This window comes from Paractinoplanes aksuensis (genome assembly GCF_024137025.1).
Lineage (GTDB): Bacteria > Actinomycetota > Actinomycetes > Mycobacteriales > Micromonosporaceae > Actinoplanes > Actinoplanes aksuensis.
Genome location: NZ_JAMYJR010000066.1, coordinates 19,065 through 40,684, shown reverse-complemented (window position 1 = coordinate 40,684; position 21,620 = coordinate 19,065). Strand labels below are relative to the sequence as shown.

The window sequence follows — 21,620 nt, the reverse complement described above, 5'->3', positions numbered from 1 at the left end:
GCGCCTTCATCCAACCCGCTGGCCGACCCACCGCAACCTCCAATGTCGAAGTGTTGCGACGACCGGTTGAACTCACCCAATGCGCAATCGCCGGTGTGGCGGCGTAAGGGCAGGTCACCGTGCGTTTTTCGGCCTGTCCGTGCGTTGTTCGTCCGGGCCGCCGTCACCGGGATGGCTGACATCGGCCCCGAATGGGGTGGTCCGATCGTCTCGGGGGAAGGGGCCGCCCGGCCGACCTGCCCGATTGGTTGCGGGTGGGGCCGGACCGGCAGACTGGGCGGCGTGCTGTTGAAGGAGATCCGCGCGATCGCGGGCGAGACACTCGTGCTCGCCCCGCACGACCAGGACACCGAGACCGCCAACACCAGCTGGTTCGGCGCACCGCCGCACGAGCGTATGGGCCTGTCGGCCGATGAGGTGGTCACCGCCTTCGAGGAGACGATCGAGCTGCTGCGGGAGCAGGTAGTCGCGATGTCGCACCAAGGGGCCGTCACTTTCTACGTGTGGCACGACCTGCAGGCCGGGCAGTTGCGTTGCTCGACCGGGTCGTGCGGGCGCGACGAGCTGCCGTTCACCGAGAAGTACCGGACGACGGACGACCTGCGGGCGATCGTCGTCGAGTTTCTGGAGGACCGCGCACCGGGCGCGATCGTCTGGGGCGAGTTCGACCCGGTGCCACTGCCGGACGGGCCGGAACCTGACATTCAGGAGATCCCGGTCTGGGTGTGCGACCTGCGCCGATGATCGTCAGGGCGGTTCGGTCGATCGAAGGGGTCAAGTACGTGACGACGGCGGCGAGCCTGATCCAGCGCGCGGCGGAACGGCCTGGGGCGGCGGACGCAGCCGGGATAGCGGCGGGCTACCTGCTCGACGCGGTGTTCGGCGATCCGCGGCAGTTCCACCCGGTCGCGGGATTCGGCACGGCGGCCGGGGCGCTGGAAAAGCGGATCTACGCACCCGACCGGGCGGCGGGCGCGGCCTTCGCCACGATCGCGGTGGCGGCCCCGGCTCTGGCCGGGGCTGCAGCGGCGTATGCGACCAAGCGACGGCCGATCGTGCGGGCGGCCATCGTGGCTGCCACCACCTGGACCGTGCTGGGCGGGCGGACCCTCCGGCGGGAATCGCGGATCATGGCCGAGCACCTCGACGGCGACGATCTCGAGTCGGCGCGGGGCCGGCTCAACCACCTCTGCGGACGCGACCCGTCCGGCCTCGACGAATCCGAGCTGGCGCGAGCCACTGTCGAGTCCGTCGCCGAGAACACGTCCGACGCGGTGGTGGCCCCGCTGGTGTGGGGCGGTCTGCTCGGGCTGCCGGGGCTGCTGGCCTATCGGGCCGCCAACACGCTCGACGCCATGGTCGGGCATCGGTCACCGCGGTACGCACGCTTCGGCACCGCATCGGCCCGGCTCGACGACGGTCTCAACCTGCTACCGGCCCGGCTGACCGGTCTGCTGACGATCGCGGTGTCGCCGATCGCGGGCGGCAATCCGAAAGAGACGCTGCGGGTATGGCGGCGTGACCGCAACGATCACCCCTCGCCCAATGCCGGCCAGTGCGAGTCGGCCATGGCCGGCGCTCTGGGCGTACGCCTCGGCGGGCGCAACGTCTACTTCGGACGCAGCGAGACCAGGCCTTTCCTGGGTGACGGCCCGCGCCCGTCGGCCGAACACTTGCGCCGGGCGGCCCGGGTCTCGGGTGCCGTCGGCCTGGCCGCGGCCGCCCTCGCCGTCGGAGCAGCGCTGCTCAGAGGCCGGATCCAGCGGTGAGCGGCGGTCTCCTGGTCGCCGGCACCACGTCGGACGCCGGCAAGAGCATCCTGACCGCGGGCATCTGCCGGTGGTTGCATCGCCGCGGAGTCAAGGTCGCGCCGTTCAAGGCCCAGAACATGTCCAACAACTCGGTGGTCGTCGTCGGCCCGGACGGCCGGGGCGGCGAGATCGGCCGGGCCCAGGCGATGCAGGCGGCCGCGGCCGGCCTGGCCCCCGACCTGCGGTTCAACCCCGTGCTGCTCAAGCCCGGCAGCGACTTCTCGAGCCAGGTGGTGCTGCTCGGCGAGGCCGTCGACACCGTCACCGCCGGCAACTACCGCTCGCTGCGACCCCGCCTGGCCGAGACCGCGCACGCCGCGCTGGCCGAGCTGCGCGCGGAGTACGACGCCGTCATCTGCGAGGGCGCGGGCAGCCCGGCCGAGATCAACCTGCGCGACGGCGACTTCGTCAACATGGGCCTCGCGCGCCAGGCCGGCCTCCCGGCGATCGTGGTCGGCGACATCGACCGCGGCGGCGTGTTCGCGGCCCTGTTCGGCACGGTCGCGCTGCTCAGCCCGGAGGACCAGGCCCTCGTCGCGGGCTTCGTCGTCAACAAGTTCCGGGGCGACCTGGGACTGCTCCGGCCCGGCCTCGACATGATCACGTCGGTGACCCGGCGACCCGTCTACGGCGTGCTGCCGTTCCATCCGGAGATCTGGCTCGACGGCGAGGACTCCCTCGCGTACGGGAAGGTTCTGGGCCGGCCGAAGGGGCCGCGCGGCACCGAGTGGCTGCGGGTGGCCGTCGTCCGCCTGCCGCGGCTGTCCAACGCGACCGACGCCGAGGCGCTGGCCACCGAGCCGGGCGTCCAGGTGCGGCTCACGGTCGAGCCGGCCGAGATCGCCGACGCCGATCTGGTGGTCGTCCCCGGTTCGAAGGCCACCGTGAGTGACCTCGCCTGGCTACGCGAGACCGGGCTGGCCGACGCGGTCCTCACCCACGCCGCGGCCGGCAAGCCAGTGCTGGGTATCTGCGGCGGCTTCCAGATGCTGGCCGAGACGATCACCGACGAGGTCGAGAGCCGCCGTGGCACCGTACCCGGCCTGGGTCTTCTACCCGTCCGCATCGCCTTCGAGCCGCGCAAGCACCTGGGCCGGCCGACCGGCCACGGTCTCGGCGCGCCCGTGTCGGGCTACGAGATCCACCACGGCACGGTCACCACGAGCGATCAAGAGCCTTTCCTTCGGTACGCCGACGGGCAGCCCGAGGGAGCAGTCCGTGACCACGTCTACGGCACGCACTGGCACGGCGCCTTCGAATCCGACGCGTTCCGCCGCCGCTTCCTGACGACGGCCGCGCGCCAGGCCGGCCGGCGCGGCTTCCTCGTGGCCGACGACATCGAATTCGCGGGCGTACGCGACCACGCGCTCGACGTTTTGGGCGACCTGGTCGAACAGCACCTCGACACCGACGCCCTGTGGCAGCTGATCGAGACCGGACCGCCGGCGCCGCCGCCGTTCCTGCCACCGGGAGCTCCGCGAATTTGATCGACGACCTGGCCTCGTACGTCATGGGCCTGCCACCCCGCCTGGGTGACGTGCGCCTCATCGCCGTCGACGGGCCCAGCGGGGCCGGCAAGACGAGGTTCGCCGATCGGCTGGCCGCCGCGCTCGGCGACGCGCCCGTCGTGCACACCGACGACCTGCTCAACGGCTGGGACGACCAGTTCACCTTCTGGACGCGGCTGGAGGAGTTCGTGCTGACCCCGCTGCGGCGAGGTGAGGCCGCGGTGTATCAACGCTACGACTGGGATGAACAAGACTTTTCTGGCCAGCATTTGATGATCGAACCCCGGACCGCCGTACTGCTGGAAGGGGTGAGCGCCGCCCGGCGCGAGATTCGTCCCGAGTTGACCTTCGCTGTCTTTGTCGACGCGCCGCCCGAACTTCGCTGGGAGCGCGCGATCAGCCGCGACGGGGACGACAGCGTTGCGTATCGCAAGTACCTTGGGCGCTGGCGGGCCGCCGAGGACAGGCACTTCGCCACGGACGAGACAGCCGCGTACGCGGATCTGATCGTCGACGGCGCGACGGGAAGGTGGGCACGATGACCGACGAAGAGAACCGCCCGGTACGCAGGCGTGTGACCCTGACCGGCATCAGCTCGCGGGCCTGGGAGCATCCGGCCGACCGCGGCGCGCTGACCGCCCTGCGCGAACTGCGCGGCTTCGACGACGTGGTCAAGGCGTTCTTCGGCATGTGGAACGAGCGCGGCTTCCGGCTGCAGTTCCTGGCCGGCGCCATCCGCGTCGACCACCGGCAGTACCCGCGCGTCTACCAGCGCTTCACCGAGGCCGCGACCACGCTCGACGTGGTCGAGCTGCCCGAGCTCTACGTCTCGCAGGATCCGATCATCAACGGCTCGGCGATCGGCCTCGACAAGCCGTTCATCGTGATCACCACCGGCGCCGTCGAGAAGCTGGACGACGACGAGTTGCGGGCCATGCTGGGCCACGAGATCGGCCACGTGCGCAGCGGCCACGCCGTCTACAAGACGATCATGATGATCCTGACCCGCTGGGCCGCCAACCTGAGCTGGCTGCCGGTCGGGGCGATCGCGCTGCGGGCCATCATCGCGGCCATGCTCGAGTGGTGGCGCAAGGCCGAGCTGTCGGCCGACCGCGCCGGGCTGCTCGCCGGTCAGGACCCGGCCGCCTCGCTGCGCCTGCTGATGAAGCTGGCCGGCGGCGGCGACCTGTCGCAGATCGACACGGCCGCGTTCCTCGAGCAGGCGGCCGAGTACGAGAGCGGCGGCGACCTGCGCGACAGCATCCACAAGATCGGCATGACCCTGGGCAGCACCCACCCGGTCCCCGTGGCCCGGGCCTCCGAGCTGCGCAAGTGGGTCGACTCGGGTGCGTACGCCGGGATCATCGGCGGCGACTACCCGCGCCGCGACTCCGACGGCGACGCCTCGGTCAGTGAGGACGTGAAGTCGGCCGCCCAGTCGTACCGCGAGACTTTCAACAATTCGCAGGATCCGTTGGTCGGTCTGCTCCGCAAGCTCGGTGATGGCGCCGGTGACCTGGCCGGATCGGCCGTGCGGGGCGCCCGCGGCTGGATGGGGGATGCCTCCCGGCGTGGTCGCCAGGACGGCGATCAGTCATAGGATCACTCCTATGAGCTTGAGTGAGACCGATCTGCGCGCGGCCGTCGCGCGGGAGTTCCCCGGAGTCCGCGCCGACCTGGAGCGGCTGGTCCGCATCCCCGGCATCGCGTTCGAGGGTTTCGACCACTCCCACGTCGAACGGTCGGCCGAGGCCGTGGCCGAGCTGCTGCGCGGCTGTGGCCTCGACACGCAGATCGTGGTGCGCGGCGGCCAGCCCGCTGTGATCGGTCGCAAGGCAGCCCCCGAGGGTGCGCCGACGGTGCTGCTGTACGCCCACCACGACGTGCAGCCGACCGGCGACGTCGCGCTCTGGACCAGCGACCCGTTCGAGCCGGTCGAGCGGGACGGCCGCCTGTACGGGCGCGGCGCCGCCGACGACAAGGCCGGGGTCATGGCCCACGTGGCCGCGCTGCGCGCCTTCGGCGACCAGCTGCCGGTCGGCGTGGTCGTCTTCGTCGAGGGCGAGGAGGAGTACGGCTCCGTCTCGCTCGACGCGATCATCGAGGAGTTCCGCGAGGAGCTGCGGTCCGACGTGATCCTGATCGCCGACTCCGGCAACTGGGACATCGGCCGGCCCGCGCTGACCACCTCGCTGCGTGGCCTGGTCAACCTGTTCGCCGAGGTCAAGGTGCTCAAGTCGGCTGTGCACAGCGGCATGTTCGGCGGCCCCGTGCCCGACGCGCTGACCACCCTGGCCCGCCTGCTGTCGACCCTGCACGACGAGAGCGGCGAGGTCGCGGTCGACGGGCTGGTCGGCCGCGAGGGCGCGAGCGTCGACTACCCGGCCGACCGGTTCCGGCACGAGGCGGGCATGCTCGACGGCGTCGAACTGATCGGCAAGGGCTCGATCACCGACCGCATCTGGACCAAGCCCTCGATCTCGGTGCTGGGCATCGACGCGCCCCGCACTTTCGAGGCGGCCAACGCACTGCAGCCTGCGGCCAAGGCCAAGATTTCCGTACGTCTGGCGCCGGGCGACGACCCGAAGGCCGCGTACTCGGCCGTGAAGGCCCACCTCGAGAAGCACGTGCCGTGGGGCGCGCAGGTCGAGGTCACGCTGGAGGCTGATGGTGAGCCCTGCGTGATCGACGCGACCGGTCCCGCGTACGACGCCGCCCGGGCCGCCTTCCGCTCGGCCTGGGACGGCACCGACCCGGTCGACATGGGCGTGGGCGGGTCGATCCCGTTCATCGCCACCTTCCAGCAGCTGCTGCCGCAGGCCGCCATCCTGGTCACCGGCGTCGAGGATCCGTACTCGGCCGCCCACGGACCCGACGAGAGCCTGCACCTCGGCGAGTTCGAGCGCGTGTGCCTGGCCGAGGCCCTGCTCCTCAAGAACGTGGCGGAGACTTTGTCGACGAAGTAAGGGGCGGCCGATGGCCGAGCTGTCGTGTGACGTGCTGGTGGTGGGGGCCGGCCCGACCGGGCTGATGCTCGCCAACTGGCTGGTCAAACTCGGGGTCGACGTGATCGTGGCCGACGGCAAGGAGGGCCCGACCCGCGAGTCGCGGGCGCTCGTCGTCCAGGCCCGCAGCCTGGAGATCTACGACCAGCTCGGCCTGGCCGACCAGGTGCTCGACGCGGCCGAGCGGGCCGACGCGGTGGCGCCCGGCTTCCTCGACCGGGTCTTCGGGCGCATCCCGCTCGGCCCCCTCGGCGGCACCCTCACGCCGTATCCGTTCATCGAGGTCCTCGAGCAGAGCCGCAACGAAGAGATTCTGTACGAGAACCTGCAGAAGCTGGGGGCCGGCGTCCGCTGGGAAACTCCGGTGACGGCGGTCAAACAGGTCGAGGACGGCATCGAGGCCAAGGTCGGCAACGACACCGTGCGGGCCCGGTTCTGTGTCGGCTGCGACGGGTCGAACTCGGCCGTCCGCAAGGCGCGGCGCATCGCGTACGAGGGGGTCACCAACCCGCACCGGTTCTACGTGATCGACGCGGTCGGGGTGGCCGGCCTGGTCGGGAACGCGATCAACGTACGCCCGGGCGGGTCGGACTTCCTGCTCGGCTTCCCGATGCGCGGGCGGCACGCGTGGCGCCTGCTCGGCCTCGTGCGCGACGAGGACGGCGACTCGCGGCTCACCGAGGACGACGTGCGCCCGCGGATCAAGCAGTTCGCTGTCACCTACGGCGAGTCACGGTGGTTCGCGACGTACAAGGTGCACCACCGGGTCGCCGCCACGTTCCGCGACGGGCCGTTCTTCCTGGCCGGGGACGCCGCGCACGTGCACTCGCCGGTCGGCGGCCAGGGCATGAACACCGGCATGCAGGACGCCCATAATCTCGCCTTCAAGCTGGCCGACGTGCTGCAGGGCCGCCGCAAGGACGCGTGGCTCGACCGCTACGAGGCCGAACGCCGCCCGGTGGCGCGCACGCTGGTCGCCACCACCGACCGGATCTTCGGCGCGATCACCTCGCAGCGGCCGGTCTCACGGGTGTTGCGACGGTTCCTCATTCCACTGGCGATGCCGCTCGGGGTGCGCCTCGCGCCGCGGCTGTCGGGTGGCGGGCGGCTGTTCCAGTACGTGTCGCAGATCCGCGTGCACTACTGGATGACGCCGAACGCGCGGGCCCGGGCCGGTGGGCGGCGCGATCCGGTGGTGGGGCGGCGGCTGCCGTGGGCCGGTGGCAACTTCGAGGTGCTGCGCGACCTGCGGTGGCAGATTCACGCGTACGGCGGGGTGGTGGCGACCGACGTGCCGGACCTCGGCCTCGCGGTGCACGTCTTCCCGCCCGCGCCGGGCACAGGCTTGCAGCCGGGGCAGCTGTATCTCGTGCGCCCCGACGGATTCGTGGCCGCCGAAGCCGCCGTGTCGGAAGCGGCCGGGGTCTTCCCCGCGCTCATGCGCGGCTGAGCGTCATGTTGCTCGGTGGCTGAGCGTTTCGAGCTGGCCGTCACGCAGAGCAAACCGGTGCGGGCGGCGATCTCGTCCTGTTAGGATTAGAACATGCGTTCGAACAATGAGCCTGCTTCGGTTTCTCTCCTCGTGCGGCCGATGCCCGTCGGGCCGCGTAACGCGATCGACCGTCTCCACTCACGAGACCGTCTGGAATCCATCGCCCGCCTGCGCTCCGCGGTCCTGGCGATGGACCAGGTGGATGTCGCCGACTGGGACGACGGTGCCCTCAACGATCATCTGGACGAGCTCTCGGCCACCCTCTGCGCCATCGACGCGCAGGTCACCCGTGTGGCCGAGGCGGTTCGGGCCCGGGGCTTCCGCATCGCCGAACCCCGGGCTGCCTGACCCCGGCCTCTGCCTCCTTCCCCGGCCCGACGTGCCGTCGCCTCCCTTCCCCCCTTGGCGCGGCACTCCCTCGCCGGGGCGACGCTGCCGCCCTTGAGCTGGGGGATCGGTCGGGCTTCGGACCGAAAAGTGTCAGAGGGTGCTGCCACGATGTGAGGGTGTTATTCGTAGATCTGGCGGCGACCTCAGCCGCCGTCGCCGCCACCTCGGGGCGTAAGGCAAAGGTCGAGCTGCTGGCCGGCGCCCTGCGCGGGCTCGATCCCGGCGAGGTTGCTGCGGGCTCGGCCTACCTGGCTGGTGAGCTGCGGCAGCGGCAGACGGGGGTGGGCTATGCGAGCCTGCGCGACCGGCCGGCCCCCGCGGAATCGCCGAGCCTCACCGTCGGCTCGGTCGACGCGCTGATCGCCGAGATCTCGGTGGTGGCCGGGGCCGGGTCCCAGGCCCGGCGGCGCGACCTGGTGACGGCGCTGTTCGGGGCGGCCACGGCCGAAGAGCAACGTTTGCTGGTGGGGCTGTTCGGCGGCGAGTTGCGCCAGGGCGCCCAGGCCGGGCTGCTGGCCGACGCGATCGCCAAGGCGGCCGAGGTGCCGCTGACCGCCGTTCGTCGCGCGCTGCTGCTGTCGGGCGATCTGAAGCAGGTCGCGGTGGCGGCGCTGGCCGGTGGGGCCGTCGCCCTGGCCGAGATCAACCTGCGGGTCGGCACCCCGCTGACGCCGATGCTGGCCCAGAGCGCTCCCGACGTGGGCGCCGCGCTGCTGGCCACGGGCACCCCGGCCACGGTCGACATGAAGCTCGACGGCATTCGCATTCAGGTCCACCGCTCGGGCGACGAGGTGGCAGTCTTCACCCGCAGCCTCGACGACATCACCGCCCGCATGCCCGAGGTGGTCGAGGCAGTCCGCCAACTGCCGCTGCGCGACGTAGTCCTTGACGGCGAGGCCATGACACTCGACGCGACCGGCCGCCCCCGCCCGTTCCAAGAGACCTCGAGCCGCGCCGCCACCCGCGGCGCTGCCGCTTCCCGCAGGGCACCCGCCGCCGCTGCGGGCGGGGCAGCGGGCCACCTCGCGTTGGTGCCGTTCTTCTTCGACATTCTGCATCTCGATGGCGTTGACCTGCTCGACGAGCCGGGCCGGGTCCGGTGGGCGGCGCTGGCCGACGCGTTGCCGCCCGAGCTCCTGGTCGGCCGCACCACTGTGACCAGCGAAGAAGAGGCGGCCGCAGCGTTCGCGGCGGCGCTGGCGGCCGGGCAGGAGGGCGTAGTCATCAAGGCGAGCGAGGCCCCCTACGACGTGGGCCGCCGCGGTTCGGCCTGGGTCAAGGTCAAACCCCGGCACACCCTCGACCTGGTCGTGCTGGCCGTCGAGTGGGGTCACGGCCGTCGCAAGGGCTGGCTGTCCAACCTCCACCTGGGCGCCCGCGACCCCGAGTCGGGCGGCTTCGTCATGCTCGGCAAGACCTTCAAGGGCCTCACCGACGAGCTGCTGCGCTGGCAGACCGAACGCTTCCAAGAGCTGGCCACCGCCGACGACGGCTGGGTCGTTCGAGTACGCCCCGAACAGGTCGTCGAGATCGCCTTCGACGGCGTCCAGACGTCCCCGCGCTACCCCGGCGGCGTGGCCCTGCGCTTCGCCCGCGTCCTGCGCTACCGCGACGACAAACCCGCCTCCGAAGCCGACACCATCGACATGGTCCGCAAGATCGGCAGCTTCCCCCACCCAGACTGACCGCACCGGCAACCCGCGCCGCTGCCTGTGGTCGCCGCCGCACGAGGCCCGGCGAGCCAACGAAAGCAATCCGCCGGCGGTCAGTGTCGCCGGGTCGCGCGCTGGAGCACGTCGAGTTCGGGCCCGGGCCTGGCCCGACTGCCGCCCTGACCGCAGAACGGTCTGGTCGTGCCCGACGCTGCCGTTCGGGGCCGCGCCTCGACCTCGCCGGCTCGGCCCGCAAGCGGTGAAACCCGGCCGCGGGGCTGGACGCGGCGGTTCGGCAGGCCGAACTCCCGGGGCCGGAGACGTTCACGCGGCTGACCGTCTGCCGCACAGCGCTTCGCGCAGCACACATGCAGCAAGCCAGCAGCGCCCGCCAGGATTGGCGTGCGGACATTCTCACGCTGATGCCTGCGGGGCCCGACTGGTAAGAACGGGCAGCGGACCGCGGCGGACGGGCACGTCCGGTGTCCGGCGAGCGCTGAGGTCGTCAGTCCTGAGCTGAGCGGGCCTGGCTGGCGGCCTCGCGAGCACGGTCGGCATCGGACACGCGGTCACCCTGGGTAGCTGCCGCTGCAGCTCGCTTGCGGTCTGCTTCCTCGAGGCGGTCACCCGGATCGGCCCGTTGGCGCGCCGCCTCCCGGGCTGCGGCCCGGCGGTCAGCTTCGTCGACCCGGTCGCCGGGTTCGATCCGCTCCCTGGCGGCGGCGCGCTTGCGGTCCGCGTCCTCCACCCGGTCGCCCCCGCCGCGGCGACGGTCGGCCTCTTCGACGCGGTCGCCCCCGCCGCGGCGACGGTCGGTGTCTTCGACGCGGTCGCCTGTCGGGGCTGGTCGGCGGTCTGCTGCGGCTGGATGGTCGGGGTCCGGGTGAGCGGGCGAGCGTTCACGTGCGGGTTCGCCGGTGCCGTGGGCCTCTTTGCGGGCGTAGTAGACGTAAGCCGCCAGGGCCATGAGCGCGAACAACCACCACTGAACGGCATACCCGCCGTTCTGCCACGCGTCCTCGTGGTCGATCGGGATCCTGACGAAAGCGGCGTCCGAGGCGGGAGTCTGCTCGGTCAGGAGCACGTAGGCGCCGTACACCGGGTAGGGCATTTCGGGCGCCAGGCGGGGCAGGGAGATGCGGCGGGTGTCCAGGCGGCCGTCCCGGCGTTCCACTGCCACGGGTCGGCTTTCCGACAGGTGGATCTGGCCGACCACCGTCACCGGGCCGGTCGGTGCGGGTGGCACCACGGGCGCGGCCAGCGCACCCCCGGGCGGCGCCGGCACCCAGCCCCGGTCGATCAGCACTGCTGTGCCGTCGGCCAGCACGAGCGGGGTCACGATCTCGAAGCCGACGTCGCCGTTGACCGTGCGGCCCCGGGCCTGGATCTCGCGGGACGGGTCGTATTGCCCGGAAACAGTCACCTTTGTCCAGGCTAATTCCTTGCCCGGATAGGCCCCGGCCGTGCCCGGAGCGGTCGGGCGGCTCAACACCGAGGCGAGCGGAACGGCCGCGATCGAATCAGCGGCGTCGATCCGGTCGTTGGTCGCGCTGCGTTCCTCGTACCGTCGCAATTGCCAATTGCCGAGCATCACCATGACCAGCGCGGCGGCCACCGCGAGCGCGGCCGCGGCCAGCCAGCGCGGGCTCAGCAGGAAGCGGTACACGCAACGAGGCTACCCGTCGCACGATCGCCGGCGGCCGGAGCCGGGTACTGTCCCTGTCCGGCATCGGAAACATCGAGTGCGCTCGAGGCTCCGGCCCGTGCGAACCACGAGGCCGGGCGGGGGGAAACACCGGAAAGCTCGCACCGGCGACACACAGGCTGTCGGCGCGGGAACGACGGGGCCGACGAGGATGCGAAGTGGGCCGGGATCACTCCCGGCCGACGATTGACCCGGGCCGGCGCGGGAACTTCAAGATCAGCGGCACGCCGGCCCAGGAATCATCGTGGCCGGAGCCAGATGCAAGATCGGCTGGGTGAGTGCCCGGGCCGAGGCAAGGACCGGCCGGGAGGTATCCCGGCCGGTGATCGGCGTGAGGCCGGTGGGGGAGAAGCCCCGCCGGCGACTTGGCACGAGGCCGGCGGGGCAAGCCCGGACCGGCAGCAGAAAGGCCCGGGAAGACACGATGAGCGCCCAGCCCCGCCTGGTCGTCAGCGCCCCCGCCTCGGGGCACGGCAAGACCGCGATCGCGGTCGGCCTGCTGGCGGCGGTCGCGGCTCGCGGCCTCCCGGTGGCCGGGTTCAAGGTCGGCCCGGATCACACCGACGCCGCGTACCTGGGTCTCGCCGCCGGCCGCCCCGGCCGCAACCTGGATCCCCGGCTGGTCGGCGCGCAGCGCATCGCCCCGCTCTTCCAGCACGGCGCCTCCGGCACCCAGCTGTCGGTGGTCGAGGGCGCGATGGGCCTGTTCGACTCGCTGACCGGCCAGCCCGAGATCGACGGCACCGCCGCCGTGGCCGCCGTGCTGCGGGCGCCGGTCGTGCTGGTCGTCGACGTCGCTTCGATGGGGCATTCGCTGGCCGCGCTGGTGCACGGCTTCCGCATGTTCGACGAGATGGTCCACCTGGGCGGCGTCATCCTGAACCGGGTCGCCTCGCCCCGCCACGAGCAGATGCTGCGGACCGCCCTCGACGACATCGGCATGCCCGTGCTGGGCGCGCTGCGCCGCGGCGACCTGCCCAACGTCCTGCCGGCCCGGCCGCACGGCCCGGTGCCGGTCGCGCACCGCACGGTCGAGGCCACCCGGGCCGTACGCCGCCTGGGTGAAGCTGTGGCCGCCGGTCTCGACCTCGACCGGATCGTGGCCCTCGCCGGTTCCGCGCCCGCGCTGCCGGGCCCGCTGTGGACCCCGGCCGAGGCGGCCGGGGCCGAGGTCTTCGAGCCGCGTCCGGTGGTCGCGCTGGCTGGTGGTCCGGGTGCGCCCTACACGTACGTCGAGACGGCCGAACTGCTGACCGCGGCCGGCGCCGACGTGGCCGTGGTCGACCCGCTGCGCGACGAGTGCCTGCCCGCCGGCACCCGGGCCCTGGTGGTGGGGGCGGGACTGCCCGAGTCGTACGCCGAGGAGTTGTCGGCCAACCGCCGCCTGTGTTCCTCGGTGGCCCAGTTCGCCGCCGACGGCTGGCCGGTGATCGCCGAGGGGGTGGCCCTGCCGTGGCTGGGCCGCGACCTGGACGGCCGCCCGATGTGCGGGGTGCTCGACGCCACGTCGGAGACCGGCGACCAGACCGTGGCCGGGTACCGCGAGGCCACCGCCCCGGCCACCTCGCCCCTGGCCCCGACCGGCGCCCGCATCACCGGCTACAAACAGCATCGGGCCATCGTCACGCCGCGTGCCGGAGCGGTGCCCGCCTGGACCTGGTCGGGCGGCAACCCGGAGGGCTTCGTGTGGCGGCAGGTGCACGCCTCGCAGCTGGGCCTGCACTGGGCGGCCGCGCCCGAGATCGCCAAGCGGGTCGTCGCGGCCGCGGCGGCCGGCCCGGCGCAACTGTTGCCGCCCGTCTCGCTGCGACCGGTGCCCCCGGCGTCGCCCCAGCCCACGCCGCCGCCCCAGAAGGTCGCGCCGAACCTGAACGACACCGTGGACATCACCACGTCCTGACCCGGATCGTCAATCCGGAAAACGACGCTTCGCAAGATCGAAATGTCGGAATGCCTGACTCCGGGAAGCATCCGTGAAAACGCCCTCCGCCGAGCGCCGAAGTGTCGCACCCCACCCGTAACGTGGGGTTAACAAGCACGACGCAAGGAGGATGGCCGTGGCCGATCGTGTTCCTCTGGATTTCGACCCGCCGGTGCGGGTGCTGCGGGCTCTTCTGCTCGGCGTCGACAACGGCGAGCTGGCCAATCCGACGCCCTGCCCCGGGTGGAGCGTCGCCACTCTGCTCGACCATCTGATGGGTCTGTCCGTGGCCTTCACCCAGGGCGCCCACAAGCGGGTCGACGATTCCGCGCCCGAGCCCTCCGCCCACCACCTGACCCGCCATTGGCGCAGCCGGCTGCCGGTCCTGCTCGAAGACCTGGCCACGTCGTGGAAAGACCCGGCCGCCTGGACCGGCACGTCCCAGGCGGGCGGGGTCACCATGCCCGCCGCCACCCTGGGCCACGTCGCCATGACCGAGGTGATCATGCACGGGTGGGACCTGGCCCGAGCCACCGGCCAGGAATACTTCACCGACCCGCGCACCCTCGAGATCCTGGTCGATTTCCTGGCCGAGGCCCCGCCCGGCCAGTTCGGCCCGGTCGTGCCCACCGACGACGAGTCCACCCTGCTCGACCAGGCGCTGGCCCTGGCCGGCCGCGACGCCAAGTGGCGCCCACCGCGCCGCCGGCCCGTGGCGGCCTAGTCGTCCTCGTCCCGGTCGCGATCCCGGTCCCGGTCCCGATACCGGTCGACCATGTCGTCCGAGGGCGGGGTGAACTTGGCCTTGGGCTGGCCCTTGAGCGCGTCCTTGAGGGTCTCGGCGACCGTGAACTTCGAGGTCGTCGAGCGGTTCGAGCCCACGTTCATCTCCGGGTTGTCCGGGTCGGCGACGAAGGCGGCCGCGGCCAGCTGGGGCGTGAAGCCGCAGAACCAGGCCGACTTGTTGCTGTCGGTCGTGCCGCTCTTGCCCGCGACCGGCCGTTTCAACGTGGCATAGACCATCTCGGAGGTGCCCCACCCGCCGCAGCCCCCGCGGGCCGCGCCGTATCCGGTCACGCACCGGGCCGCGTCGGTGGCCGCCCGGGCCACGTCGGGGCTGACCGCCCGGTGGCAGCGCGGCGTCGCCACCGGCTTGCCCTGGTACGCGGCGTCCGTACCGTCCCTGGTCTTGATCGCTTCGACCGGCAGCGGCCGGCAGTAGGTGCCGTCGGCGGCCAGGGTGGCGAAGACGTTGGCCATCTCGACCGGGGTCACGTCGCTGACCCCGAGGGTGAACGCTCCCCAGCCGCTGGCGTGCTCGGGTGAGGCCAGCCGGCGGTCGACCTCGGTGCGCCAGCGCAGCCCGAGCCGTTCGGCCATCTTGACCGCCTTCTCGGCGCCGACCTTCTGTTCGAGCTGGACGAAGTACGTGTTCACCGACTTGCCGAAGCCGCTCCACATGGTCTGCCGGCCGGTCATCGACGGGGTCGAGTTCTTGGGGCACCAGTGCACGCCGCAGGTCGCCGGCCCGGGCGCGGTGATGTACTTCGAATAGAACCGCGGCGGGCTGTAGTACGAGGTGCTCAGCGGCATCCCCTCGTCCAGCGCGGCCAGCATCGTGAAGATCTTGAAAGTCGACCCGGCCTGGTAACCGGCCATGTCGCCGCCGCCGAGCAGCGGGTTCACCGTGTTGGGGTAGTTGCCCTTGATGCCCTTGAAGCGGCTGTGCTTCGCGTTGCCCTTCTGGTCGAGCGAGTAGCGCCGGTTCACGGCCAGGCTCAGCACCCGCCCGGTGCCGGGCTCGATGATCACCTGACCGTGGGCGATCCGGCTGCGCCGCTTCTCCTTGTCCAGGATGTGCTTCATGGCCGACGCCTGGATCTTCGGGTCGAGCGACGTGATCACCCGGTAGCCGCCGCGCCGCAGGTTGGCCTCCCGCTCCTGCGGGTTGGGGCCGAAGGCGGCCTGCTCCTTCCACCACGAGCGGAAGTAGTCGCAGAAGAAGCCCCAGTTGTTGTGCTTGCTGTCGACCCCGATGCAGTCGTTGGCGGGTGAGCTCAGCTTGAGCTTGATCTTCTCGCGCTTGGCCTGGGTGGCCTGCAGCGGCGTGATCGCCTTGATCTTGAGCATCTGGTCGATCACGTAGTTGCGGCGATCGGTGGCCGCCTTGCGGTCGTTGGTGGCCGGGTCGTACGCCGAGGGTGCCTTGACCAGGCCCGCGAGCAGGGCGGCCTCGGTCAGGTTGAGATCCCTCGGCAGCTTCGAGAAGAAGACCTGAGAGGCCGCGTAGATCCCGTACGCCCGATGGCCGTAGTACGCCGTGTTCAGATAACGCTCGAGGATCTGCTGCTTGCTCAGCCGCTTCTCGAGCTCGATGGCCAGCCGCATCTCGCGCAGCTTGCGCTGGGTGGTCTGCTCGGTCGCCTCCAGCGCCTCCTTCGGCGTCCGCGCGCTGTCCCGCAGGGCCATCCGCACGTACTGCATGGTCAGCGTGGACGCGCCCTGGGAAACGCCACCGGCCTGCTGGTTGGCCACGAACGCGCGGGCCACGCCCTTGGCGTCGACGCCGTTGTGGTCGTAGAAGCGGCTGTCCTCGGAGGCCACGATCGCCTGGGTGACGTACGGGGACATGTCCGTGATCTTGATCGGCCGCCGGTGCTCCTCGTAGAACATCGTCAGCAGCGTCTTGCCGTCGTTGGCGTACACGTACGTGGTCTGGGCGCTCGGCACCTCGATCAGCTCTTCCGGCATGGCCTGAAGAGCTTCGGTGCCGGCCTTGACGCCGAGTCCGGCCACGGCGGCCAGGGGGTAGGCGAGACCGGCGATCACGAGACCCGCGATCAGGCCGGTACGGAGGAGGGGTGCGACTTTTCCGGCTGCCACCCCATGAAGGTAAGACAAAATTGTTCATATCAGCATGGATCAGCCGAAAGTGAGACGCCGATCGTGGTCGGGCATCCTGATCCCATGACGATCGACCTCGGCCACCACGGCGACACGGAGGTGGGCGCCGGGCTCGTCGATCTGGCGGTCAACGTGCGCCGCGAACCCCGGCCGGCCTGGCTCGCGGAGCCCCTGCGGGCCGCGCTGGACGATCTCGCGGCCTACCCCGACGCGACCGCGGCCACCGCCGCCGTGGCTGCCCGGCACGGCCGCGATCCGTCCGAGGTCCTGCTCACGGCCGGCGCCGCCCAGGCCTTCGTGCTGCTGGCCCAGGCCCTGCGCGGGGCCCGCCGCCCGGTGGTCGTGCACCCGCAGTTCACCGAGCCCGAGGCCGCGCTGCGCCACGCCGGTCACCCGGTCGAGCGGGTGCTACTGCGGGCCGAGGACGGCTTCCGGCTCGACGCCACGCTCGTACCGCAAGACTCCGACCTGGTGTTCGTCGGCAACCCCACCAATCCGACCTCGGTGCTGCACCCGGCGCGCGAGATCGCCGCGCTGGCCCGGCCGGGCCGGGTGCTGGTCGTCGACGAGGCGTTCTCCGACACGACCTACCGCGCGGGTGTGGCCGGCGAGCCCGAGTCCCTGGCCGGCCGGTCGGACCTGCCGGGCCTGGTCGTGCTGCGCAGCCTGACCAAGACCTGGGGCCTGGCCGGCCTGCGCATCGGCTATCTGCTGGGCCCGGCCGAGCTGGTGCCCGAACTGGCCGCCGCCCAGCCGCTGTGGGCGGTCTCCACGCCCGCGCTGGCCGCCGCCACCGCCTGTGCCTCCGCGGTCGCGGTCGCGGCGGAGCGCGAGATCGCGGCCCGGCTGGCCGCGGAGCGCGAGCACCTGGTGCGGCGGCTGCGGCACGTGCCGAACCTCACGGTTCTCGGCGAGCCGGCGAGCGCGTTCGTGGCCGTACGCTTTCCCGGCGCCGACAAGACCCGCCTCGAGCTGCGTGAACGGGGTTATGCCGTCCGCCGTGGCGACACCTTCCCCGGGCTGGGTCCCGATTGGCTGCGCGTCGCGGTGCGCGACACTGCCACTACCGACGCATTCGTCGACGTCCTGACCGCTGTACTCGAGGAGCGCCCATGACCGCCGATCTGGAAGCGACGATCGCCGCCATCCGGCCCGCCGACGAGACGGCCATGGCCGCCGCCCGCGACCTCCAGGCCCGGCTGACCAAGCCGGCCGGCTCGCTGGGCGCGCTCGAAGAGCTTTCGGTACGCCTGGCCGGCCTGGCCGGGGTCTGTCCGCCGCCCCCGCCCACCCCGGCCACCGTCGCCGTCTTCGCCGGTGACCACGGCGTTCACGCCCAGGGTGTCTCGCCGTGGCCGCAAGAGGTAACGGCCCAGATGGTGGCGAACTTCGTGGCCGGCGGCGCGGTCGTCAACACGTTCGCGCGGCAGGCCGGGGCCGACGTGATGGTGGTCGACGTCGGCGTGGCCATCCCGCTGCACGGCGGCTCCACCCTGCTCGACGCCAACGTCCGCCGCGGCACGAACGACCTGTCGGTCGGCCCGGCGCTGACCCGCGACGAGGCCCGGGCCGCGGTCGAGGTCGGGCTCGGGGTCGCCGCCGCGCTCGTCGAGTCCGGCGCGAAGTGCCTGCTCACCGGGGACATGGGCATCGCCAACACCACGCCCGCGGCCGCCCTGATCGCTGTCTTCACCGGCAGCGACGCGGCCGCCGCGACGGGCCGCGGCACCGGCATCGACGACGCCATGCTCGAGCGCAAGATCGAGGTCGTGGCCCGGGCGCTGGCCCGGCACCGCCCCGACCCGGCCGACCCGCTCGGCGTGCTGGCCGCCGTCGGCGGCCTCGAGCACGCGGCGCTGACCGGCTTCATCCTGGGCGCGGCGGCCCACCGGGTGCCCGTGATCATCGACGGGGTGATCGCCGCCTCGGCCGCCCTGGCCGCCGCCGCGTTCGCGCCCGACGCCGTGGCCGCGATGGTCGCCGGGCACCGCTCGGCCGAACCCGGGGCCACCGTGGCGCTGGCCCACCTCGGCCTCGAACCCCTGCTCGACCTGGGCATGCGCCTGGGTGAGGGCAGCGGCGCCGCGCTCGCCCTGCCGGTCGTCACGGCCGCCGTGCGGGTGCTGCACGAGGTCGCCACGTTCGACTCGGCGGGAGTGTCCGAGAAGTGAGCAGTGTGTATCCCCTCGGACTCAAGCTGGCCGGTCGCCGCGTGCTGGTGGTCGGCGGCGGCGCGGTGGCCACCCGCCGGGTGCCGGCCCTGCTGGCCGCGGGGGCCGTCGTCGAGATCGTGTCGCCCGAGCTCAGCCCGGCCCTGCACGGCCAGGTCGACGCGGGCCGGGCCACCTGGAGCGCGCGCCGGTTCGAACCGGCCGACGTCGACGGCGCCTGGCTGGTGCACGTCGCGGTCGACGACCCGGCCGCGGCCGAGCAGGTGAGCGCGGCCGCCGAGGAGCGCCGGGTCTTCTGCGTACGCGCTGATGACCGCGCGGCCGCGACGGCCTGGACCCCGGCCGTGACCCGGCACGGCCAGGTGACGGTGGCCGTCACCGACGGCGGCGACCGGCGGCGGGCCATGGCCGTCCGCGACCTGGTCGCGCACGCCCTCGAGAGCAGCCCGCCGATCGCGCCCGAGCACAAGGGCGTGGCCCTGGTCGGGGCCGGCCCGGGCGACCCCGAACTGATCACCGTGAAGGGCCGCCGGCTGCTGGCCGCGGCCGACGTCGTGGTGGCCGACCGCCTCGTGCCCGGTCTGTTGCTGGGCGACCTGCGGCCCGAGGTCGAGTTCGTCGACGCGGCCAAGATCCCGTACGGCCCGGCCGCGGCCCAGGAAGAGATCAACCGCATCCTGGTCGAGCGCGCGCTCGAGGGGAAGTTCGTGGTGCGGCTCAAGGGCGGCGACCCGTTCGTCTTCGGCCGCGGCGGTGAAGAGGCCATCGCCTGCGCCGAGGCCGGCGTCCCGGTGACCGTCGTGCCCGGCGTGACCAGTTCGATCGCCGCCCCCGCGCTGGCCGGCATCCCGGTCACCCACCGCGGCGTCGCCCACGAGTTCACCGTCGTCAGCGGGCACATCCCGCCCGGCCACCCCGACTCGCTGGTCGACTGGGCGGCACTTGCCCAATTGCGGGGCACGGTGGTCGTACTCATGGGCCTGAAGAACCTGGGCAAGATCACCGCCCGGCTCATCGCCGACGGGCGCGCTCCCGGCACCCCGGCCGCCGTGGTGCAGGAGGGCTCGACCAGCCATCAGCGATCACTGCGGAGCACGCTGGGCGAGGTCACCGACGCGGTCGTCGCGGCCGGCATCCGCCCGCCGGCCGTCGTGGTGATCGGAGACGTGGTCGACGCAGCGGTATAGAAGCGTCACTGTCTGGGTAGGTCGTTCGGCATGGACGGACGGCCGCAGATCACACTGACCGCGACGGTGTTGGACGCGCCCGATGCTCGCGAGCTGGCCGGCTTCTACCGGCGGCTTCTCGGGTGGAGCGCGACCCAGGACGAGGACGACTGGGTGGTGCTCGGCGCTCCGGGTGGCGGGGCCGGCCTCTCTTTCCAGACCGAGAAGCAGTACGTGCGGCCCGTGTGGCCCGCCCAGCCCGGGCAGCCCCAGATGAGCATGCACCTGGACATCCGGGTCGAGGATCTGGAAGCGGCGTGCGAGCACGCCACCAAGGCGGGTGCCACGCTCGCCGACTTCCAGCCCCAGGAGACCGTCCGGGTCTTCCTCGACCCGGCCGGTCACCCCTTCTGCCTCTACGTGGACTGAACCGGCTTCGGCTGCTCCGGTTCGCGGCCCTCGGCCGCCACCTCGAGCGCCTCGAGGAACGTCTGGGCCCACTGGGCCACGTCGTGCGTGCGCAGGTGCCGCTGCATGACCCGCATCCGCCGCTTCAGCTCGGCCGGCTCGGCCGCCACGGCCCGCATCAGCGCGTCCTTCACGCCGTCGGGGTCGTGCGGGTTGCACAGGAACGACTGGCGCATCTCGGTCGCGGCGCCCGCGAACTCGCTGAGCACCAGCGCCCCGCCGGTGTCGGCCCGGCACGCGACGTACTCCTTGGCCACCAGGTTCATGCCGTCGCGGAGCGGGGTCACCATCATGACGTCGGCCGCCACGTACATCGCGGCCAGCTCTTGCTTGCTGTACGACTGGTGCAGGTAGTGCACCGCGGGCACACCGACCCGGCCGAACTCGCCGTTGATCCGCCCGACCTCACGCTCGACCTTGACCCGCAGCGTCTGGTAGTGCTCGACCCGCTCCCGGCTCGGGGTGGCCACCTGCACCATCACCGCGTCGCCGACCTTGAGCTTGCCGTCGGCCAGCAGCTCGCGGAACGCCTTGAGGCGCAGCTCGATGCCCTTGGTGTAGTCGAGCCGGTCGACGCCCAGGATGATCGTCTTGGGGTCGCCCAGCTCGGCCCGGATCTCTTTGGCCCGCGCCTGCACCTTGGGGTCGGCCGCCAGGCGTTCCATCTCTTTGGTGTCGATGCTGATCGGGAAGGCGCCCGCCTTGACCTTGCGCCCGTCGACCTGGATCGACTGGCCCTCGTAGCGCAGACCCAGAAGATGCCGGGCCAGGCGTACGAAGTTCTGGGCGGCCAGCCGCTGCTGGAAGCCCACCAGATCGGAGCCGAGCAGGCCGCGCAGCACCTCGGCCCGGAACGGCATCTGCATGAACAGCTCGATCGGCGGGAACGGGATGTGCAGGAAGAACCCGATCTTGAGGTCGGGCCGCAGGTCACGCAGCAGGGCCGGCACCAGCTGGAGCTGATAGTCCTGCACCCAGACGGTGGCCCCCTCGGCGGCGACCTCGGCTGCGGCCTGGGCGAAACGCTGATTGACCAGCCGGTAGGTCTCGCGCCAGCGGCGCTTGTACACCGGTGTCTCGACAGCGTCGTGGTAGAGCGGCCAGATCGTCGCGTTGGACTGGCCCTCGTAATAGCGCTCCAGCTCCTCGGCGCTCAACGGCACCGGGTGGATGTGGATGCCCTCGAGGTCGAACGGCTCGGGCGCCTCACCGGTGCCGCCGGCCCACCCGATCCACGTGCCGCCGTGCTCGGTCAGCACCGGGTGCAGCGCGGTGACCAGGCCACCCGGACTGGTGCGCCACTGCCGCTCCCCGTCCGGGGTGGTGACTTCATCGACGGGCAGACGGTTGGCGACAACGACGAAGGAACTTCGTTCGGCCACGCTGAGTGCACCTCCGGGTCGTTTCTGTTCCCACTTGTGAGCCTA

The 21,620-nt window shown here is 72.0% G+C and carries 17 protein-coding genes and 1 pseudogene; 15 read left to right on the top strand and 3 right to left on the bottom strand.

All coding sequences use genetic code 11. The features are described from left to right. The first annotated feature begins 282 nt into the window (after positions 1 to 282). From M1L60_RS45520 to M1L60_RS45480, 9 genes are all read left to right on the top strand, one after another. Positions 283 to 744: a hypothetical protein gene (locus tag M1L60_RS45520; RefSeq protein ID WP_253243857.1), complete on the top strand. Its 462-nt coding sequence runs from the start codon at positions 283 to 285 to the stop codon at positions 742 to 744. Beyond that, positions 741 to 1,769: a cobalamin biosynthesis protein gene (locus M1L60_RS45515; RefSeq protein ID WP_253243856.1), complete on the top strand. Its 1,029-nt coding sequence runs from the start codon at positions 741 to 743 to the stop codon at positions 1,767 to 1,769. Before M1L60_RS45520 ends, M1L60_RS45515 begins: the two co-directional genes overlap by 4 nt. After that, positions 1,766 to 3,298: a cobyric acid synthase gene (locus tag M1L60_RS45510; RefSeq protein ID WP_253243855.1), complete on the top strand. Its 1,533-nt coding sequence runs from the start codon at positions 1,766 to 1,768 to the stop codon at positions 3,296 to 3,298. The genes M1L60_RS45515 and M1L60_RS45510 overlap by 4 nt, the downstream gene beginning before the upstream one ends. A gap of 50 nt (positions 3,299 to 3,348) precedes the next feature. Continuing rightward, on the top strand, positions 3,349 to 3,861 hold the full coding sequence (locus M1L60_RS45505; protein ID WP_253243854.1) for a uridine kinase family protein: 513 nt from the start codon (positions 3,349 to 3,351) through the stop codon (positions 3,859 to 3,861). Continuing rightward, the gene (locus M1L60_RS45500; protein WP_253243853.1) at positions 3,858 to 4,919 is read left to right on the top strand and encodes a M48 family metallopeptidase; all 1,062 of its coding nucleotides are present in this window, start codon (positions 3,858 to 3,860) and stop codon (positions 4,917 to 4,919) included. Before M1L60_RS45505 ends, M1L60_RS45500 begins: the two co-directional genes overlap by 4 nt. A gap of 10 nt (positions 4,920 to 4,929) precedes the next feature. Further along, positions 4,930 to 6,285 (top strand): dipeptidase, encoded by a 1,356-nt coding sequence (locus tag M1L60_RS45495; RefSeq protein ID WP_253243852.1) that lies wholly within the window; start codon positions 4,930 to 4,932, stop codon positions 6,283 to 6,285. 10 nt (positions 6,286 to 6,295) lie between these two features. Beyond that, positions 6,296 to 7,774 carry an FAD-dependent monooxygenase gene (locus M1L60_RS45490; protein WP_253243851.1) on the top strand — a complete coding sequence of 493 codons (1,479 nt, stop codon included), beginning with the start codon at positions 6,296 to 6,298 and terminating at the stop codon, positions 7,772 to 7,774. Positions 7,775 to 8,005: 231 nt separating this feature from the next. Next, on the top strand, positions 8,006 to 8,164 hold the full coding sequence (locus M1L60_RS48615; protein WP_438862227.1) for a hypothetical protein: 159 nt from the start codon (positions 8,006 to 8,008) through the stop codon (positions 8,162 to 8,164). 158 nt (positions 8,165 to 8,322) lie between these two features. After that, on the top strand, positions 8,323 to 9,891 hold the full coding sequence (locus tag M1L60_RS45480) for an ATP-dependent DNA ligase (protein ID WP_253243850.1): 1,569 nt from the start codon (positions 8,323 to 8,325) through the stop codon (positions 9,889 to 9,891). A gap of 859 nt (positions 9,892 to 10,750) precedes the next feature. Here the strand turns inward: M1L60_RS45480 and M1L60_RS45475 are convergent. Then, a pseudogene (locus M1L60_RS45475) lies at positions 10,751 to 11,524 on the bottom strand (SURF1 family cytochrome oxidase biogenesis protein); the annotation flags it as partial. 463 nt (positions 11,525 to 11,987) lie between these two features. Between M1L60_RS45475 and M1L60_RS45470 the strand changes: the two are divergent. Beyond that, positions 11,988 to 13,463 (top strand): cobyrinic acid a,c-diamide synthase CobB, encoded by a 1,476-nt coding sequence (locus tag M1L60_RS45470; protein WP_253243848.1) that lies wholly within the window; start codon positions 11,988 to 11,990, stop codon positions 13,461 to 13,463. Between the two features lie 157 nt (positions 13,464 to 13,620). Beyond that, on the top strand, positions 13,621 to 14,208 hold the full coding sequence (locus M1L60_RS45465) for a TIGR03086 family metal-binding protein (RefSeq protein ID WP_253243847.1): 588 nt from the start codon (positions 13,621 to 13,623) through the stop codon (positions 14,206 to 14,208). Here M1L60_RS45465 and M1L60_RS45460 read toward each other — a convergent pair. Further along, complete coding sequence (locus M1L60_RS45460) at positions 14,205 to 16,385, bottom strand: transglycosylase domain-containing protein (RefSeq protein WP_256518732.1); 2,181 nt, start codon at positions 16,383 to 16,385, stop codon at positions 14,205 to 14,207. The genes M1L60_RS45465 and M1L60_RS45460 overlap by 4 nt on opposite strands. Before the next feature lie 66 nt (positions 16,386 to 16,451). Between M1L60_RS45460 and cobC the strand changes: the two genes are divergently transcribed. From cobC to M1L60_RS45440, 4 genes are read left to right on the top strand one after another with little or no spacing between them, the layout of a single operon-like run. Next, a complete protein-coding gene (gene cobC, locus M1L60_RS45455; protein WP_253243845.1) occupies positions 16,452 to 17,504 on the top strand; it encodes an Rv2231c family histidinol phosphate aminotransferase CobC in 1,053 nt (350 codons plus the stop codon). Beyond that, positions 17,501 to 18,559 (top strand): nicotinate-nucleotide--dimethylbenzimidazole phosphoribosyltransferase, encoded by a 1,059-nt coding sequence (gene cobT, locus M1L60_RS45450; RefSeq protein ID WP_253243844.1) that lies wholly within the window; start codon positions 17,501 to 17,503, stop codon positions 18,557 to 18,559. Before cobC ends, cobT begins: the two co-directional genes overlap by 4 nt. Then, positions 18,556 to 19,746, top strand: a complete 1,191-nt coding sequence (gene cobA, locus M1L60_RS45445; RefSeq protein ID WP_253243843.1) for a uroporphyrinogen-III C-methyltransferase — start codon at positions 18,556 to 18,558, stop codon at positions 19,744 to 19,746. The genes cobT and cobA overlap by 4 nt, the downstream gene beginning before the upstream one ends. A 30-nt stretch (positions 19,747 to 19,776) precedes the next feature. Further along, positions 19,777 to 20,154, top strand: coding sequence for a VOC family protein (locus M1L60_RS45440; RefSeq protein WP_253243842.1), 378 nt, complete (start codon positions 19,777 to 19,779; stop codon positions 20,152 to 20,154). Here M1L60_RS45440 and M1L60_RS45435 read toward each other — a convergent pair. Then, positions 20,142 to 21,575, bottom strand: a complete 1,434-nt coding sequence (locus M1L60_RS45435) for an alpha,alpha-trehalose-phosphate synthase (UDP-forming) (protein WP_253243841.1) — start codon at positions 21,573 to 21,575, stop codon at positions 20,142 to 20,144. The genes M1L60_RS45440 and M1L60_RS45435 overlap by 13 nt on opposite strands. Positions 21,576 to 21,620: the final 45 nt, after the last annotated feature.